General features: G+C 50.2%; 11 protein-coding genes. 3 read left to right on the forward strand and 8 right to left on the reverse strand.

Features of this window, described 5'->3' with window-relative positions:
- Positions 1–228 precede the first annotated feature (228 nt).
- Together Mal48_RS04870 and Mal48_RS04875 are read right to left on the reverse strand one after the other, a co-directional pair.
- Complete coding sequence (locus Mal48_RS04870) at positions 229–1527, reverse strand: metallophosphoesterase family protein (protein WP_145196684.1); 1299 nt, start codon at positions 1525–1527, stop codon at positions 229–231.
- Positions 1528–2217: 690 nt separating this feature from the next.
- Complete coding sequence (locus tag Mal48_RS04875) at positions 2218–3297, reverse strand: TIR domain-containing protein (protein ID WP_145196686.1); 1080 nt, start codon at positions 3295–3297, stop codon at positions 2218–2220.
- A 71-nt stretch (positions 3298–3368) separates the two neighbouring features.
- Between Mal48_RS04875 and Mal48_RS23140 the strand changes: the two genes are divergently transcribed.
- Entirely contained in the window at positions 3369–3557 is a 189-nt protein-coding gene (locus Mal48_RS23140; protein ID WP_231739918.1) for a hypothetical protein, read from the forward strand.
- A 53-nt stretch (positions 3558–3610) separates the two neighbouring features.
- On the opposite strand, the gene Mal48_RS04880 is transcribed toward Mal48_RS23140, so the two are convergent.
- The gene (locus Mal48_RS04880; RefSeq protein ID WP_145196688.1) at positions 3611–5422 is read right to left on the reverse strand and encodes a coiled-coil domain-containing protein; all 1812 of its coding nucleotides are present in this window, start codon (positions 5420–5422) and stop codon (positions 3611–3613) included.
- Positions 5423–5895: 473 nt separating this feature from the next.
- On the opposite strand from Mal48_RS04880, the gene Mal48_RS04885 reads away from it, so the two are divergent.
- Positions 5896–6882: a hypothetical protein gene (locus Mal48_RS04885; protein WP_145196690.1), complete on the forward strand. Its 987-nt coding sequence runs from the start codon at positions 5896–5898 to the stop codon at positions 6880–6882.
- Between the two features lie 409 nt (positions 6883–7291).
- The gene (locus Mal48_RS04890; protein ID WP_145196692.1) at positions 7292–9535 is read left to right on the forward strand and encodes an ATP-dependent helicase; all 2244 of its coding nucleotides are present in this window, start codon (positions 7292–7294) and stop codon (positions 9533–9535) included.
- Between the two features lie 170 nt (positions 9536–9705).
- Here Mal48_RS04890 and Mal48_RS04895 read toward each other — a convergent pair whose 3' ends face one another.
- The 5 genes from Mal48_RS04895 to Mal48_RS04915 all read right to left on the reverse strand — a co-directional run bounded on the left by Mal48_RS04895 (position 9706) and on the right by Mal48_RS04915 (position 18024).
- Positions 9706–10239, reverse strand: coding sequence for a hypothetical protein (locus Mal48_RS04895; protein ID WP_197442061.1), 534 nt, complete (start codon positions 10237–10239; stop codon positions 9706–9708).
- A gap of 228 nt (positions 10240–10467) precedes the next feature.
- Positions 10468–13686: an efflux RND transporter permease subunit gene (locus tag Mal48_RS04900; RefSeq protein WP_145196694.1), complete on the reverse strand. Its 3219-nt coding sequence runs from the start codon at positions 13684–13686 to the stop codon at positions 10468–10470.
- A gap of 138 nt (positions 13687–13824) precedes the next feature.
- Positions 13825–15333: an efflux RND transporter periplasmic adaptor subunit gene (locus Mal48_RS04905; protein WP_197442062.1), complete on the reverse strand. Its 1509-nt coding sequence runs from the start codon at positions 15331–15333 to the stop codon at positions 13825–13827.
- Between the two features lie 324 nt (positions 15334–15657).
- Complete coding sequence (locus Mal48_RS04910) at positions 15658–16098, reverse strand: hypothetical protein (protein WP_145196696.1); 441 nt, start codon at positions 16096–16098, stop codon at positions 15658–15660.
- A 366-nt stretch (positions 16099–16464) separates the two neighbouring features.
- Positions 16465–18024, reverse strand: coding sequence for a TolC family protein (locus tag Mal48_RS04915; protein WP_145196698.1), 1560 nt, complete (start codon positions 18022–18024; stop codon positions 16465–16467).
- Between the last annotated feature and the right edge of the window lie 17 nt (positions 18025–18041).

An 18041-nucleotide genomic window follows, 5' to 3' on the forward strand; every position in this document is an offset into this window, starting at 1 on the left:
CGCTCGTTTTCGATTCAGCTCTTTGCCTCACACGCAAGGTGTGGGAATCAACGTGTTTCTTTGGAATGCTTACTTGTTCTCACTGCACTTGAATCAATGATTAACGTTTTATGAACAATAACGATCCAGGAGTATTGCTCGCGTTTTCTGGAACTGGCTCGAAAACCTGATTTTCGCCTCTCGAATACTGAGAAAATCCTGCATTACAGAAGTTTCCGGTACTGTGCTTTAATGCAACCAATGTCCTGCTGTTGCCTCAGCTTGTCGTTCAATTTTCCGCCTTGATGCCTGTGCGATGGCCATTCTGACGAGTTCAGCGTCGGCACGTTTGATCCAGTCCGATTCCAGGAGTTCATGCCGTACAAGCTCGACCAGATTGCTCCCTTCTTCCTTCAGGATCTCTTCAAAATCAATTTGTAAACCTGTTGCTTCTTCCAGACTTTCTGGCTCGAGAAGTTGTTTCGTCATTCGCTCGAGTCGATGAATTCGGCGAACTTCTGTCTCTCCGTCGAGTTCTCCTTCAAGGAGGTCCCACATTTCGGTCTCTGACTCACGCTCGCGGAGTGAGTCGAAGAGTTTGCCTTCGCCTTTCACACGCCAGTTCATCACCCAGAGTTGTTCGTCGTTGTCCGCAACACGCTCCATCACCATCAGAGCCATCCGCTCGACGAGATCATTCCAGTTCGTGTGCCGCTCAATACTTAGGGTGATATCTTCCCAACGAATCGGAGCGATGGCGATATCGTCAATCCGCGTCTCGCCCTCCGCATCGACATCGATGACGCTGCAACCGCAAGAGCCGGTGACGTTTTTCGATAATGACTGCGCCGGTCCCGGATCGTGGATCAAGCTGTTTCGTTTGCGGTGTGTGAACGGGAGACCTTCTCCGCAGGCGATCAAGTCGATTCCCCGATCAATTGCTGTTTGAGCAAGTGAAGCAGCTGACGACGACACCCCCGGTTGATTCAATGCTTCTGGCTGACCATCTTTTTTCCAGCGTACCGGAGTCCCTGCGGGAAGAATTCCGATGTGATACGTTCCCGCCTGATGTTCCAGAACAACTGGTCCCGCGCCGGTCCAGTTGGTTTCGTCCGTTTCCGCCGTGGCAATGGTTAATAATGAGGCGAGAACAGAGCCATTCCGAACCACCGCTACCGGTTCCTGTTGCTCATCGCCAATCAATGTGACATTCGGGGGCATTTGGACCCAGCGTTTCCAGGCCGAGGCGGGGTCAAGATGACCGGGGACGACAAAAACATCAATATGATGTGCGTCCAGTTTTTCGAAGCCACGTTCAAGAGAAACTCGAGCTCGCAAGCTCTGTGTCCGGTGGTCGAAGCAATTCCCGGTTAGCAGCAGGAACTCCGCTTGAGAACTCAGGCAGGTCTCAACGACTCCTTCCCAAGCCAGAATCGTCGCCTGTTCAGCGAGTTCCCGATCAGGACCAGAGAGCGGTCCCGTTCCTATTAACGGTTCATCCAGGCGCAAATTGGTCGCGTGTACAAATCGAAATCCATGCCGAGACATCCAGGAATCCTTCCCATTTTTCCATGCGAACAATCAATATCAGCCCGCTTTACAGCGTAAGTCTATCGCCCGCCCCCTTTTCCGCAAACCCCATTTTGTAAATGGTGCAAATTGCCAGAAAATTTTAGAACTGATCCAAGAATCTGCTTTCCCTCTCTCAAACTTCGGGAAAACGCGTTTCTCCAAGAGTTTCCGACCCGATTGTCAAGATTTCTGATCCGCTTGTCACACGGAACAGGGCGATACTCAATTGAAAACGGTCGGTGTTGCCTGCCAGAGAAGGGTGGGTGAGTGAGCGAGTCGTAACGACCAAGGGGACCTGAACCGATCCAAATGGTTGGATCTGAATGATTTGTAAACCCCTGAGCGAATCGGTCTCGGGTAAAGCGAGTTGTCATGGATATGTGAACGCTGAAGTTGAGCAGCTAGATCATCTTTCGAATTGGTTTGCAGGTTCTGCCTCGTGGCGAACAGCATTTTTACTAGAACTGGTCCTGAAACGTGAAATTGCTCTCAAAACGTTGAGGAAAGCGGCTATTCCAGAGGTTTTCGGACTGGCTCTAGAGAAATGCGTTCTTCACGGGCACACGGTAGAGCAAGTTGCTATAGTCCCTAATACGGTGCATTACGCAAAGAGCCCTGCGGCCTACGATTTGAAGAGTAGGCAATAGATTGCAACCGGTGGCATTGTTATGTGACGTCTTGGGATAGGGGTTCGAACATGGCCTCTTCAGGATTTTTCAGTGCGGAAAGGATGTTTTCAGCAACCTTTGCCATGAGCTTTTGGCCCCAGAAAGGATCGCTACAATCGTAGTAAATTACTCTGATGTGTCGCAGGTCGAATGGGACGTCATTTTCGTTGGATGAGATCAAGACAACAGGTTTTTGTAGTGCGTGAGCCAAGCCTAATTCGTAAAAAACATTCGGATTCTTACCGGTCAGTTCGGCAACTAAGATCTTGGCGTTATTTATGCCAAGCCAAATTTGATCCATTATCTTGCCGGCACCGAAAATCTCATCGTCCGCTCGCATAGGTATTAAGCCTGCCTTTTCAATTGCAGGCTTATATACGGAATCATAGTATTTCCCGATCGGATCGCCGAAAGGCATCATGACAAAGCAGGTGTCTGTTGATTTAACTCCCGCACCCTTACTGATCTTTTCAATCCTTTGATCACCATCGGCTGAGACCTCTTCATCGGAGGCTGCCGAATGCAATATTCGGACTCTGCCATCGTGTTGTTCGGAAAGCTTCGCAACCGTCAAACATTGCGTAAACACATCCTTGAATTCTGAAACCTTATCGCGAGGGATTTTGAAAGTGTCTTCGAGAGCGTTGTCAAAGAACTGTCGATCAGGGAGGTTTTCACCACGGTAATGCATGTACACGTCCGAGATTGTCGGAGCGTTCAGCACTGCTTGCTGGTACCCATTGGCCACGTCGCTTGGTGACTTGGGCCGCAAAATCTGCTTGGCGAGTTCAGTAACCTCCAGCATACCGGTAGAGGGCCGATTCAAAAAACCGTATTTAATCCCAGAGCTAATCTCAACGGCGAAAGGTCCCTTCGCAGATTTGAGGTTAAGGAATTCGGCAGCCTGCGCATCACTGCTGGGTTTGCCAGCGTTTTGATCGAGAATGGCCTTTGGGATTCGTAGTGCCGATTCCGAACTGTGACGGGGGTAAGTCGGCGCGCTGGATGTTGAAGGCTTCGCCTTCTTCTTGGCGGCTTTCTTCGGCGCTGGCGATTTCTTTGCAGTCTTTTTTGCCATTCAATATCTCAATTAGTCAGATATACTTAGTTATCTCTCAACAATCTATATTGAGAATACTCCGAGGAGAGATGGCAGTCAATTTTAAGAGCGGAAGGGAAATGCATCAAATCCGCTTCGCAAAATTGACTGAGCATTTCTTGCTCGGCATCGCTGTGATTTGTGCAGTCTTGGGGATCGCGAGTGCCATTTGGGCAATCAAGATCTGGCGCAGGCCGCAAGAAGATCCGGAAGTCGAGGACGGTCCGTCACAAAGTTGAATCATTCGCAGTGATTGCCTGAGTTCCAGGCATCATGTGAGAGCTGCGATTGACTACGAGCTTCGACCGGCTGAGGCGGCGTTGAGTTTGCGCATCGACATGAGGTGTGAAAATGCCTTCAGGGTGTAAATCGCTGAGATGCAACCGAGTGTCAAAACGATTGATTGCGAGCGGGACGAAAGCTCTTCAGCGAAGACAAGGACGCTGGTTGTCGCCAGGCAACCGAATCCTGAGATCACGGCAACAACCCGGAAGTTTCGGCGTTCATGCTTCAAATTCGATTTTGCGATATCGACTCTCGCAGAATTGACCGCAACTTCGCGTAACGCCCGGAAGTCCGCCGAGGAGGATTTCTTCTGCCGATGGGAGGGCTCTTCTTTTGAAACTCCATCGTCAGGCCAATCAAGTGGCATCTCTGGGAATGACTTCGGTATCGAATCGGCTGCCGGTTTCTTTTGAGGCACGATGCTAGGAGCCGGGCCGCTTCGATAGCGGGCCATCAGTTCCTCGGCGTATCGCTGAACTTCATCATCCGAATTGAAAACAGATTCGTGTTCTGTTGCGACTTTGATCTCGACGGTCGTGCTCGAAGGTTGCCCCTCTGAAGGCTCTTGGTCAACTTCCTTCATCGTCGCAGGTGAACTGGAGCGAGATTCATTGAGAGCATCCTCGGCAAGGGACTCAAACTCATCGCAGCTTTCTTCACCTTCGGGAGTTAGTTGAGTTACTGACGACAATTCCGGAGAGTCTTCAGGAGTGAATGGCTCAGTTTCTGGCTTGAGTTCTGATTCGGATGCAGCAAGGGATGCGTGTTCCGAGTCAGCGAGTCGACGTCGTTCGAGAAAAGCGGTCTGTTTTGTGACGAAAGATTTTCGATCTTGTTCCAGTGCCAATCGAGCAACCTCCAGAGACTGGATGGCTTCATCGATCGATTTTTGCTGAGCGTCGAACTGTGCTTGCTGTGCAGCCTGCAACTTGACGATTTGCTCATTATGCTCGATGTCCCGACGGACCTGCTGTTCGCGGTGAGTAATCTGTTCTAGTTTCTCGTTGATGCCAACTTCGCACGCTGCGAGTTTTTGTTGCTGTTCTTCAATGATCTCAAGTTGCGATTGGACTTTGAGCCGATCGGCTTCGAAGATCGCCCTCTTTTCCTTTGACGACTCTTCTTTTTGGGCAACTTCTTCTGCAAACATGTTGAGAGTTGTTTCCCAACTCTCAAGTTCGAGCAGTTTTCTTTGCTGATCGCCTGTTCGTTGCTTGAGTTGCGCTCTTTCTGCCGCGAGTTTCATTTGGGCAGCAGCGATTTTTTCGAGTTCTTCCGTGACCTGGCCATGCTGTTGTTCGATCGCTTCCGATTCGCGAGCGAGTCCTTCTTGAACAGTCATCAGGTCTTGGTTTCGAGCTTCAAGATCCAATTTCTGCTGTTCAAGTCGTTGTGTCTCGATCTTTAATTCGTATCGCTGTTCGTGGAATTGTTGAGCTTGAAAACGCAACTCCTCCTCTTCTTGATCAAGCTGATACGCTTGGCTGAGGAGATCGAGTTCGTGTTTCTGAAGCCTTGCTTCCGACAACTGAAGCTGCTTCCTTTGAACGAGAAATTGTCGTTCAAAATAGGACTTTTCCGTAGCAAGTTCCTGGAAGGATTGATTGAGCCGCCCCTGAAGCGTGCCAAGCTCCGCAATCAGCTCGTTTAACGACTTCTCTTTTGTCTCGACTTCGAAGATGCGTTGGTTCAGATGCTGCTTTCGCACCTCGAATTCACGTTTTTGAGATTCAAACTCCGTCACAAGAAATGGGTCAGCGACTTGAGCCTCTTGGCGTCGAAATGTATTCAAGAACCGATTCGTAAGCGATAATTTCATCGAAGTGCCCAGTTCGTTCAAGCTGATCCGAATCCCTGATTCGACTTCTCAAACGTTGAGAAACCTCATCATTGCCCAAGTTATCGGATAGGTTCTTTGCTGTAATCGCGAGAGCAGTCGCGAATCAGATGAATGAGAAGCATTGGACCACAACCCCGATCCGAGATTTTAGCCCGTATGAATCATTCTTCACCGCATATATTTACGTCACAAATGACATGTCGTCAAAAAAACGCTACTGATTTTTCTTCAGAACAGTTTGTTCAACGATTTGCCCATGAAGAATGCGTTTCATCAATAAAATTGCTGTTCGACACGAGGCAGAACCTGAACATCAATTCGATTGATGCTTCAGAATTGCTCAAGGCTCCAGAGGTCTTGTCTTAATGACCAGCATTCAGAGAGGCCCCGTTGGGAAAGAGCCTGCCTCTCTGATATAATTTTGAACACCTTTTGCCTCAGAGGATCGAGAGATGTTACGTGTAAGTTTGAATTCGATGTGTCTGTTCGGGATTGTTGTCTTTTCTGGCTGTGGAAAGAGTGATGCCCCAGCACCAGAGGCGAATCCGCAGGAAACTGCGGCAGCGAATCAGGAGACCCTGCCTCCTGTCTCCAAAGTGGAAGATCCTTCGGTGGATGTGAGTTCACCGATGCAGCCCGCAGCACAAGATGATTCGCCACTCCCGAGCATCTCGCTGAGTGGTTCTCCCACGGAAAAAACGACCTCGGACGTCACAAAGAACGCTGCGAAATCAGCGACCGCTGCGGATGAAAATCGTCGCAAACTATTAGAAATCATGAAGCCTGTGCAGATCATGCTTGGCAGCTGGCGGGGGACGACTCAAAAAAATATCGGGGATTTCAAAGCCCTTGATGAACCGGAATGGGTTTGGGATTTCAAGACAAACCGTGATCAGCCAGCCATGGTGATGAAATCAGAGAAAAGCCCGTACTTTCAAAGTGCACGCTTGACCTACCTGACCGAGGAGGACAAATTCACGCTCACCACGACTGATCCCGACGGGAAAGTCCGTGAGTTTGAGGGGACGTTCGCCGAACCGGTTGAGGAGTTTCAGGGTGACGACCAAAAAATGCACATCAAATATCAATTACGACTGGAACAAACGAACGGAACCTCGCCTCGCGATACTTGGCAGGTGACGTTCAATCAACAGGAGAACCATCGGTATTTAGTCGAGTTGGCTCGCAAATCCGGCTCAAACTTCATTCGGTTCGACACCATCGCCACGCAACGGCAAGGGACATCGTTTGCCAAATCAGACGCCAGCTACGGAGAACGGGAGTGCATTATCTCTGGAGGGCTGGGAACTTCCCAAGTCAGCTATATGGGTAAGAATTACTGGGTCTGTTGCAGCGGATGTAAAGCAGCCTTTGACGAAGACCCGGAATCCTGGATCGCAGAGTATCAGGCGAAAGTTGCAGAAAAAGAAGGCAGTTGAGAAGAGAGACAGTTCACTGCGTAACGACAGTTCACAGCAAAGTTGGTGAGATTCTTTTGGCCTTGTTCTTTTGGTTCCGATCCTACGCTCTGACGGCAGCTTTGACTGCAAAGTGGCACGTCATTGATGCGTTGTCTCTCTTGCGATGTGAGAGGTCGGCACAACTCGAAACTCAGCGCATAAAAAAGGCAGCGGTTGGGCGGGCTGTCCCAACCGCTGCGGGAAGAGTTGCTGCCGAAAGCGGGCCAACCTCGGCAGCAATAACTAATATTAGTTCGCACGCGAATCATTGCAATGGCACTGTTTGTCTTTTTCGAAAAATAGCCAAGAATTAAAATTTACGAATCTCCCCAAAGCTCGTATACCGCTGAAATACCTTGCTAACACCAACGAAATAGATTTAGTTGATATGAACGATTCAATCACGGACGGGCTGACGGATTCACAAAAAGCAGCCGTTGAGCATGTTGACGGTCCGCTCCTGATCGTGGCTGGACCTGGCTCAGGGAAGACTCGCGTCGTCACCCGACGGATCTCAAACCTGGTGACCAACGCGAATATTTCTCCCCGTAGCCTGCTGGCGATTACATTTACGAATAAAGCTTCTAAAGAGATGGCTGAGCGTGTTCGTGAGTTGCTTCCCGATGTGAGGGTTTGGGTGAGCACCTTTCACCGTTTCTGTGCCCGTCTTCTTCGAGAATACGGAGAAGTGGTCGGAATCAAATCGACCTTTTCGATTCTCGACAGCACGGATCAGAAGCAGATGATCCGTTTGGTGATGAATGATCTCGACTACGACACAGTTCATTATGCACCCAACAAAGTTCTCTGGCGAATCAGCAACGCCAAGAACGATCTCATTACTCCCGAGCAGTACGCGACACGGTTTGAGGAATCGATCGGAGATCATTGGCAAGCAGTTGTCGCAAAAGTCTATCCGGCGTACCAGAAACGGATGCTGGAATCGAACGCCGTCGACTTCGACGACTTACTGATGCACACAGCGACACTGCTGACGGAGAATCCAGAACTGCGGAAGCAGCTCGGAGAACGGTATCGGTACATTCTGGTCGATGAATATCAGGACACAAATCTCTCTCAATACCAAATCGTGGCAGCTCTCGCGGAACATCATGGAAACCTTTGCGTCACGGGAGATCCGGATCAGTCTATTTACGGTTGGCGCGGAGCGAGAATTGAAAACATTCTTCGATTCGAACGAGACTTCCCGGCAGCGAAAACGATTCGTCTCGAACAGAACTTTCGTAGCACGCAATCGATCTTGCGGTCTGCGGACGCCTTGATTGATCACAATCAGCAACGCAAACAAAAAAGCCTCATCACCGATAACGAAGAGGGGGAATCGGTCCAACTTCTCTGTTTTCCTGACAGCCGCGAAGAAGCGGAGGGAATCGCGACCAAAATTCGAGACCTCGTCGACAATGAAGGTTACGCCTGGAATCAGATCGCGATATTCTATCGGGTCAATGCACTCTCAAGACAAATTGAAATGGCTCTGATGCGGAATCGAATTCCCGTTCAAGTGGCAGCCGGTGTCGCTTTCTACGATCGAGCCGAAATCAAAGACTTGCTTGCATATATGCGGTTAGTTGAAAATCCAGCAGACGCCACAGCTTTTCTGCGGATCGTCAACAAGCCGCTACGCGGACTTGGGAAAACCTCACAGAACCGCCTCGTGCGTTGGGCTGCGATCAATAATCTCACTCTTATTCAGGCAGCTGCCAGGGCAGGGGAGGTTCCGAAACTTTCGAAGCGAGCCGTGTTCGGATTCAAACGCTTCGCCGAAATGATCGAAAGCTTCTCATTGGCAGATGCAGGATCGGTTGCGGATCTCCTGCTGAGAGTCGTCGAGAAGACGCGATACACCGCAGCGTGGGAAGGTTCGTACGATGAGGCCGACACAGAGAAGCTTGCGAACGTTGAAGAGTTGGTCGGGGCTGCTCGACAGTATGATGAAGCGATCGGAGATGAACGAAGCTTACAAGGCTTTCTTGAGCAAACCGCTTTGGTCAGCGATACCGACTGGATCGATGACAAAAATGGGCAAGTAACATTAATGACACTGCATGCCGCTAAAGGGCTTGAGTTTCCCGTGGCGTTTATTGTGGGGGTTGAGGAAGGGCTGATTCCCCATGAGCGAGCGTTGAAAGAGGGAGACCGGCGTGAAATCGAAGAAGAACGACGCCTGCTATTCGTCGGCATCACACGTGCCGAAAAACGATTATTCTTGACCGAATCTCGAATTCGCTCCATGCACGGTCGTAACGTTCCGACGATTCAAAGTCCGTTCTTACGTGAACTCGAGTGTGAACGCCTTGAGTTCGGAACCGATGGTTTCATAAACGACGAACAGTGGAGGCAGCCAACTCATGATGTTTCGAAACTTGCCGATATTCCTGCAATGCCGAAGCTGATGACGGGGGCAGCTTTGCTCAATGGGGAGAAGACAGCTGCTGAAATTCCGACAGGGTTCGGAATTGGAATGCGCGTCCGGCATCCGCGTTATGGAATCGGAGTGGTTACCGAACTGAGCGGGTACGGTGGTCGAAGAACTGTGACCGTCAACTTCTCTGACGACGACCGAACCGAGTCATTTATCGCCGCCAAGGCGCCGCTGCAACCCGTCGGTTAACACGCAGCGACGATTGGTGAGGAAAGAGTTCGCATGCCTCTATTCCCGTGATGCCTTGAGAGCAGAGAGCCGGAGGAAGAGACATGCGAATCGTGTTCACACTTTCATGTGAGACGCCACGCGAGGATCTTTACAGGTGCGACACACAGTGATTTTTGTGTGAGTGTTTTTTAATGTGCGTGATCGTGTTCGTGGTCATGATCGTGGGCAATTTTTCCGCGATATGACTTGCCTCCGATCGAAAGCACCAAGGTTGCTTCGGTTTGTTCATCGTGGAGATCCTCTCCCAGTTTCTTGTCTGAAGAGACAAAACGTGAGGACTTCCCTTCTGGATCACCTTCATCGGGTTGGGCAGCCAGTTTGAACTGCGCGCCCTTCTCGCCATGCTTTACGTTGATTGTGATTTCCGTCGCGTCAATCGGGACGGCAGCCTTTGCGGCACTGTCGAGGACGTAAATTGTGACTGTCTCCGCCTTCTCGTCGTGTACCATTTCCCCGTGGTACTCTTCCGCTCCGAGTTCAATGAGGGAACCATGATGTGGCCCTTCGGTAGGGTGATGATGGTCTTCATGTCCATCTTCACCCGTCGCTTGAGGGCCGGTCGTCATGGTCTCATTGGATGAAGGTTGAGACTTGCCACACCCGGTCATTGAAACTGCCGTGATGAGTGCAAGAGAGAGGCTGAGGTGGTGAAAACGTTTCATGTTTAGAATCCTTTAATGTTGTGACTGTTGTCTGTGTGAGTCATTCTGTGTGAGTCAATAAAGAACTTGGTGTTTTAGCGACTCATAAAGCACCGATAGCATTTGTCAAAACTGGTGTTCGCGTAAGTTGTCTTAGAACTAAACCTGAAACCTGAACTTGTGCTCTCAAACACTGAGAAAAGTCATCATTCCACAAGTTTCCGGACTGGTTCTAAATTTCTATCTGCATCAAACAGGCTCCAAAGTGTGAGTTCCAAGCGTTCGACCTGTTTCGACTTCTTCATGTTCTTCGTTCAGCGGGATTTCGGTTTGCGCTTCTGTGACAACTCGTTGAGCCTCTTTTAAACCGAACAGCCAGAACAAAGCTGGGTGAACGAAAAAGTCGAGGAGAGTGGAACTGATCAATCCACCAAGAATGACAGTTGCGACCGGGTACAAGATCTCTTTCCCCGGCTCACCTGAAGCAAGCACCAAAGGAACCAGCCCAATTCCCGACGTCAGTGCCGTCATCAGGACGGGAGCCAATCGTTCCAGTCCGGCGCGGATGATCATCGACTTGCTCCAGTCTTCACCTTCGAACTTCACCAGGTGCAGGTAGTGATTCAGAAGCAAGATTCCGTTTCTGGATGCAATTCCAGCCAGCGAGATGAAGCCAACCATGGCTGCCACGGTGAGAGTTTGACCAGTGATGACTAGCGCAGCGACCGAGCCAATGAACGCCATCGGTAACGCCGCCATCACCTGCAGTGACAAGTTCACTGACCGGAACATCGTGAACAGGACCAGAAAAACGCCGATCAGAGATACGGCAAACAAAGCTCCGATGATTCGAGTGGCTGATTGTTGGGATTCAAATTGTCCGCTGTACTCCACGAAGTAGCCTGTTGGGAGTGAGTTCACAACCGGCTGAACTTTCGCCTTGATGTCTTCGACGACGTCGACAACTCCTCGTTCGGAAACGTTGCACTGCAGGATAATTCGACGTCGGACATTTTCACGATTGACAGTATTCGGACCGCCGGACTCGTAAATATTGGCAACACTTTCGAGTGGAACTTTCCCCCCATCTTTAAGTTCAATCGTCAGTCGTTTGAGGTGTTCCAGGTTCTCGCGATAATCTTCATCAAGACGAAGCAGTAAATCAAATGTCCGTTGTCCCAACAGGACTTCAGATACGACCTGCCCGTTCATCGCAGTTTCAATGAAGTCGTTGACTTCGGAAACCGTCAGCCCGTACAGCAGCAATTTGTCTCGGTCAAGTTCGATTCTCATCTGCGGAATGATCACCTGAGGCTCAACCATGAGGTCTTCAACACCTGGAACAGAAGACATCACCGACTTCATTTCATCCGCTTTGCGTCGCAGAACATCGAGGTCATCCCCGTAGATTTTAATTCCAATTTGAGCCTTTACACCTGACAGCATATGCGAGATGAGGTGTGCCAGAGGCTGCTCGACCGCTGTGACGATCCCCGGAACATCGGCCATCGCTTCTCGGATTTCTTCGAGTTGCTCTTCCCGATTTCTCGGAGATTCAAGATCTAAGTCGATGATGTATTCGCTCGTATTGACACCTTCCGCGTGCTCATCGAGTTCGGCTCGGCCGGTTCTCCGTACGAATTGCTCGACATCCTCAATCTCCAGCAGTCGCTGTTCAACTTCACGATTGATCTGATTCGATGTCTCCAGTGATGTTCCCGGAGGGAGAACAACATTCAGCTGAATTACTCCTTCATTGAACGGTGGGAGGAAATCTTTTTCCAGGTTCACGATAAACAGACCTGCGATTGCGACAGCTGAAAGTGTGGCTGTCAGAATCAAGCGAGGACAGTGCAAGCTGAACCGAATGATCTTATCCCCGCCCCACTTGAGAACTCGCAGTAAGAAACCATCCTTCTCTTCTTCAGTTGATGTTTGATGTCCCAGCAACCAGTACGCGAGTACTGGGGTGACTGTCAGAGAAACGACAAGCGAAGAGAGAATCGAAACGATGTAAGCAATCCCCAACGGAGTGAACAGTCGACCTTCCATTCCCGACAGGGCAAACAGAGGGATGAAGACGAGAATCACAATCATCGTGCCGAAAACGATGGAGTTACGAACCTCAACACTCGCCCGAAAAACAACCAATAACGGATTGAGCGGGGCTTTTTTCTGTCGGTTTTCTTTGAGTCGCCGGAAAATATTTTCAACATCGACAATCGAATCATCAACCAGTTCCCCAATCGCGACCGCCAACCCGCCGAGCGTCATCGTATTGATTGAGAGTCCAAGAAGATGGAAAACGATGACAGTACTGAGCAAGGAAAGCGGGATCGCTGTGAGTGTGATGAACGTCGTGCGGAAGTTCATCAAGAACAAAAACAGGATGACGACAACGAGAATTCCTCCATCGCGAAGAGCTTCAACCACATTCTCGATGGCCCGATCAATAAATGACTTTTGTGAATAGAACGGACGGATTTGCAAGTCCGCCGGAAGAGACGGTTGAAGTTCTGCGATGGCTTCCATAACTAAATCGGTCACTTCTCGCGTATCTGCGTTCGGTTGCTTATTGACAGTGAGCACCACAGCGGGGCCGCCGGTGAATGTTCCATCTTCGTTAAGCAGGAAGGCCGAACTGTCCCCGCGTTTCACTTGCGGTCCTTCAATGACGCGAGCGATTTGAGCCAGTGCGATGGGCTTTGAGTCGCGTACTTTGACGACGACTTTTTGCAGATCCTCAATCGACTGGACGCGCCCCAATGCACGCACGAGAAGTTCATTCGGACCTTGCTCGTCAAGGTAGCCTCCGGTTGCGTTCTCGTTACTGCTCATCACTGCTTGTTTGACATCCTGCAGCGAGACGCCATAAGTGAGCATGGCATCGGGGTCGACAAGAACCTGGAACTGCTTTCGGCCGCCGCCCATTGTGAAGACTTGCGAGACACCGGGAATTGTGAGAAGCCTTTGCCGGACTACCCAGTCGGCAATTGTCCGCATTTCCAGCGAATCGGTTTGTTCGTCTTCGCTCCACATGCCGAGCATAATGATCTGCCCCATGATCGAAGAGATCGGTGCAAGAGTCGGCTTGACTCCTTCGGGCATGTTTTCTTGAACGAGTTGAATTCGTTCATTGACGATCTGACGATCATTGTAAATATTGGTTCCCCAATCGAACTCAACATAAACAACGGAAATCCCAACTCCCGAAGAACTGCGGACTGCTTCGACACCGTTTGCACCGTTCAGAGCTGTTTCCAGCGGGAAGGTGACGAGCGTCTCGACCTCTTCAGGGGCCATTCCGGGCACTTCTGTCATCACGACGACGCGCGGTCTGTTCAAGTTTGGAAATACATCAATCGGGGCCTGAAGCGACTGCCAGGTTCCGTATCCAACAAGAAACAGAGCCGAAGCAATCACCAGCATTCGCTGTCGAAGTGCAAATCGAATTACTGCGTTTAACATCGTTGTTTCCTCATGCCATCAATGACTTTGCCGGTGCGTCCTGGAAGTTTTTAAGGCGGAATTGCGTGCTGTTTTGTGGAAATAAGCGGCTCATCACAAGAGCACAAATCTTCACCGAAACGGAAATCGCAAACTGCTCTAGTGGTTATGACCGGCATGAGGATCGACTCCACCGCCTGACTTATTCTTGAGAGCCATCTGCAATTGATGTGCTCCGACCCGGGCGACAACATCCCCCGGAAAGAGTGAGCCATCGCTCGCGATGACGGCGGAGAATTGATCTTTATACTTCACGTGAACGGGAACCCGGTCGAAGTGATCCCCGTTCTGTTGGAAGACAAAGTATTCAGCCCCCTCACGAGCGAGGGCCTCAACTGGCAAGACAATTTGATCTTGCCATTCTTCAATCGGAACTCGCAGTTGAAGTCTTTGACCGGGTATGTATTTCCATTCCACGTATCGGTTTATGACAGCATGATTATCTTTCACAACTTCGTTGGGTAACCGGACATAAAAGTTCAGTGTGCGCGAGTTTGTTTCAACATGATTCGCAAGATACGCGATCTCCAACCCTTCAAGCACTTTGACACCCGCACCTGGTTGCTGGAAAATTGCATCGACTTTCCAACCCTGTTCGGACGCCCTGCGTAAGCTCGCAATGTCTTGTTCGAAGGCGAGTCCTTCGACGAAGAGTTCATCGTAGTCGGTTAAAATTCCGAGTGTTTCACCCGACTGGACAGCCTGTCCTTTATGAACCTTCAAGTCCTGAAGGATCAACGGGCCAGTATGCTTCTCGCGTGCTTCCGTTGCCAGAACCCCATCTTGAGTGAACGAAACAGGGTGAATCGGTGACTCCGTCAACTTCAATTCATTTTCGGTATGACCATCCACTGAAGGAGCAAAGATTTGTAGCTCTCTGAGCAGGCGTCGTTTGTTTGCGATTTGATCAACTTGCTCCTCAGAGAGTCCATGTAGCCGCAGCGATTCTCGTTGAGCGTTCAAGAGTGCTGAAAGTTTGTCCTTTGCGTATTCGCGCTCTAACAACACTTTTCCTGCGACAGCTCCACTGCGGGTCACATCGGTGAGGCGTTTGATTTCACGCTCTTCAACATCCAGTTCGCCGAGTGTCCGCAGGAATTCCGTTTGTGCCTGGACGAGATCTTCATGAGTCAGTCGAATTTGAAACAAGAGCGAACCCGGCTTCACCGCTTCACCTTCAAGAGCGTGAACATGCATGATCACACCTGTCATGGGCGTGGCAATTTGTACTCGTGTTCGGCCCGGTTGCTCGACGATCAGAGCCGGGACTGTAATCGACTTGCGAAATGTTTCGAGTTTGATCGGGCGGATTTGATCGTCGGTCAGGCCAACGTTTCGCCGCGCCTGAGCTGACAGCTCTAACGATGTTGCTTCATTGTGCCCCGCATGGGCTGCATGGTCATGGCCTGCATGCGGATCGTCTGCTCCATGAGCATCTTCCCCATGCCCATCGGAACCACCATCCCGAAAGAGCGTGATCGTTCGTGTCACCCAGTTTTGTGTCGCGGGTAACCAGCGCTCAATGGTGGCTGCTCCCACAATAAAGACGACGACCACCATGGACGTCCAGATCCATTTCAGGGGCAATTTGGGGATGCGATTTTTCATCGTATAAAGTCCTGATCACAGGAGTAATATTGAAACAGCAGAAGTGATGTTGAGCTCGATCAAAGGCTGAAAAAGCTTTCGATATCCGATTCACTCAGAGCGAATCCACAAGTCTTGCAAGCGGTTCTTACAGTGCTTGAAAGACCAGTCCAGACAGGTTCGTGCGCACGCAATGGCGCTACGTTCTGAACTGCAAACGTGTTGAATCCGGGCAAAGAAGAGTGATCAATGACAGCAACGATTCGTCAGGAAAATTGTGACGAAGTGGTTGCCTGAGTGCGCAAGAAGTGCGACACATCAGTGATCAAGTTCCCGGAGGCTCACTTAAAGCTGCCAAACCTGCTTAAAGAGGTGCAGGGACTGAGTCTCAAACGGGTGATCAGCGGGTTTCTTAAATTGGTTGCCCGATTGCAGAGGAGAGAGAGCAATCTGAAAAGGAGGCATTCCACCCAGTGCTGCGTCCAGTGAGAGTGGATCTGGCAGTGTGACATCATCTGTTCGTGGCGTCGAAACAAACTGGCAGTCGACTTCGCCACAAGGGGCGTGGTCGTCATGTTCTTGTTCGTTCTTCTCTGACTCGTGTTGCTCGCAGTGAGCGATTTTTACGCTCTGCGGGGAGACATCGCTTTTGCAGCGATGTGAGTGAGAGTGCTCGTCAATCACTTCTTCAGGCTGATCTGAGGAGTGAAAGATTTCTGCAAAGTGACCATGTGCTGCATGACCATGCGTATGGTGCAAGCAGCATCCAAACAGTGCATGAAACATGACTGTAATGGTGGCCGAATGGATGCAGAGTAAACGGAACATGATTTTATGACACGCTTTTGTTAGGTCATTAACTATAGTACAGGAATGTTTCAGCAGCGGCAAAGTAATTATCGGTTTTCGCCAGAGAAGTCTAGAGCGAAACGACAAGCGGGTGAAATGGCAAGTTCCGTGCCACGACCAATTCCCAGTTTTAGAAGCTCACGTATCGTATTCTTGAGAAACGACTTAGTAGCATCTGCAAGAAATGATGCGTTTGTCTTTTGAACCTCTCTTTGGGATCAGATTGATGTCGTCACGCACCATTTTGATCACAACGTTCTGTCAGGTCAGGCGATTGTTGCTCGACGTGATTTTACTGCCCGCTTACTGCCCGTTTAATGCCTGGTCACGTAAGCTGTCGTCACCATCATAAGTGGCAACATTACTGAGTCCACCAGTTAGGAGAAGTCCTGAAATGCGTGCATCGGCTGTCGACAGGTCGCTCAAACTCGTGACATAATTCAAGTTCGTATCGAAGTAGGTTCGACGAGCGGTCAATACTCTGAGAAAGTCAAACTCGCCAGCTTCTTGAGCTTCCTGAACAAGTTCTAACGTTTCTTGCGCCTTCGGGAGAATCGCAGTTTCATATCGAGTCACCTTGGATTTTGCGATCTGGTATTCACGCATGGCGTCCGCAAGGTTTTGTCGAATCTGCATCTTGATGCGCTGCACATTTTGAGTCGCTTCGCAGTATTCCGCATGAGCTGCAGAGATGTTGCCTTCGTTTTGGTTGTTGAATGGAATCGGCAGACTCAGCTGAATGTTCGCGAAAGTGTCTCCGGTTCCATCGTCGCGTCCTACTCCAAATTGTGCATTGACGTTCGGAATCGCCTGCACGTTCTGTCGCTGCAGGTTGGCCTGGGTCCGTTGTACGCGGGCATACGCAACGGAGAGCAGGGGGCTTTGGGCGACAATTTCGTTATAGATCATTTCCGCATCACGCGAATCTTGTGTTGTTTGAAATTCACCGATCAGTACGCGTGGTGGCAAGTCGGAAACTCCAACAAGGGCGACCAGTTTTTTCCAGGCAGCTTCGTACTGAAACTCTGCTCGTTGAATCACCAGCTCAACTTCATTCAACTGAATTTCGCTTTGCAGGACATCTGGACGGGTTCCAACTTGTGCCTCGACACGTTCCTTCGAGACCTGAACACCTCTTTCCATAATTTCACGGAAGTCGCGGGCAAGTTCTAATCGTTTCTGGGCAGCTAAGGCTTGATAAAACTGAACCTGAATGTCTGTCCGGACACGTTGTCTTTGAGTTTCGACTTGCCAGCGCATCGATTCAACGTCATGCCCAATCACTTGTCGGTTCCAGGCCAGTTTGTCGCCACGAACGAATGTTTGAGAGACATATGCCCCCTGTAATCCACCGGCTCCTTCGTTGCCGATTTCTTCGCCGAAATACCCGATCGAAGGGTTTGGCTTGAGTCCCACTTGATAATGAACGCCGGAAGCCTTGCTGGCGGCTGCATTCGCTTGTTGAATCGCAGGGTTGTTTTGCATGGCGAGATCTTCCAGAGCCTGCAGCGTCATCCCTGGTTCAGCCGATGAGATCGTCTGCTCATCTGGAACGGGTGGGAGCTTTGCCGGCTCAGAAAGTGCTTGATTCTCGACGGCGATTTCTGGCTGAAAATTGACAACCTGGATTTCATTTTTTGAATCGGGTGCGTCAACTGAAGGCCGGCCCGGAAGCTGAGTTTGTTCCTTTGCAGCCACCGTTTCACCGTATGGAGTCCCTTGCTCCACAGCGACGACAGGATTGGTGGGGCTCGTTTTTTTGACTGGAAGAGAGACGTGCGAACGTGCTGACGCACATCCAACGCCCAGCATTGGAACAAGTCCGAGGGCCAGCAAACGGCGAGCGAAGAGATTGGTTTTCATCACGATACCTACAGAAA

It is taken from the genome of Thalassoglobus polymorphus (assembly GCF_007744255.1).
GTDB classification, from domain to species: domain Bacteria; phylum Planctomycetota; class Planctomycetia; order Planctomycetales; family Planctomycetaceae; genus Thalassoglobus; species Thalassoglobus polymorphus.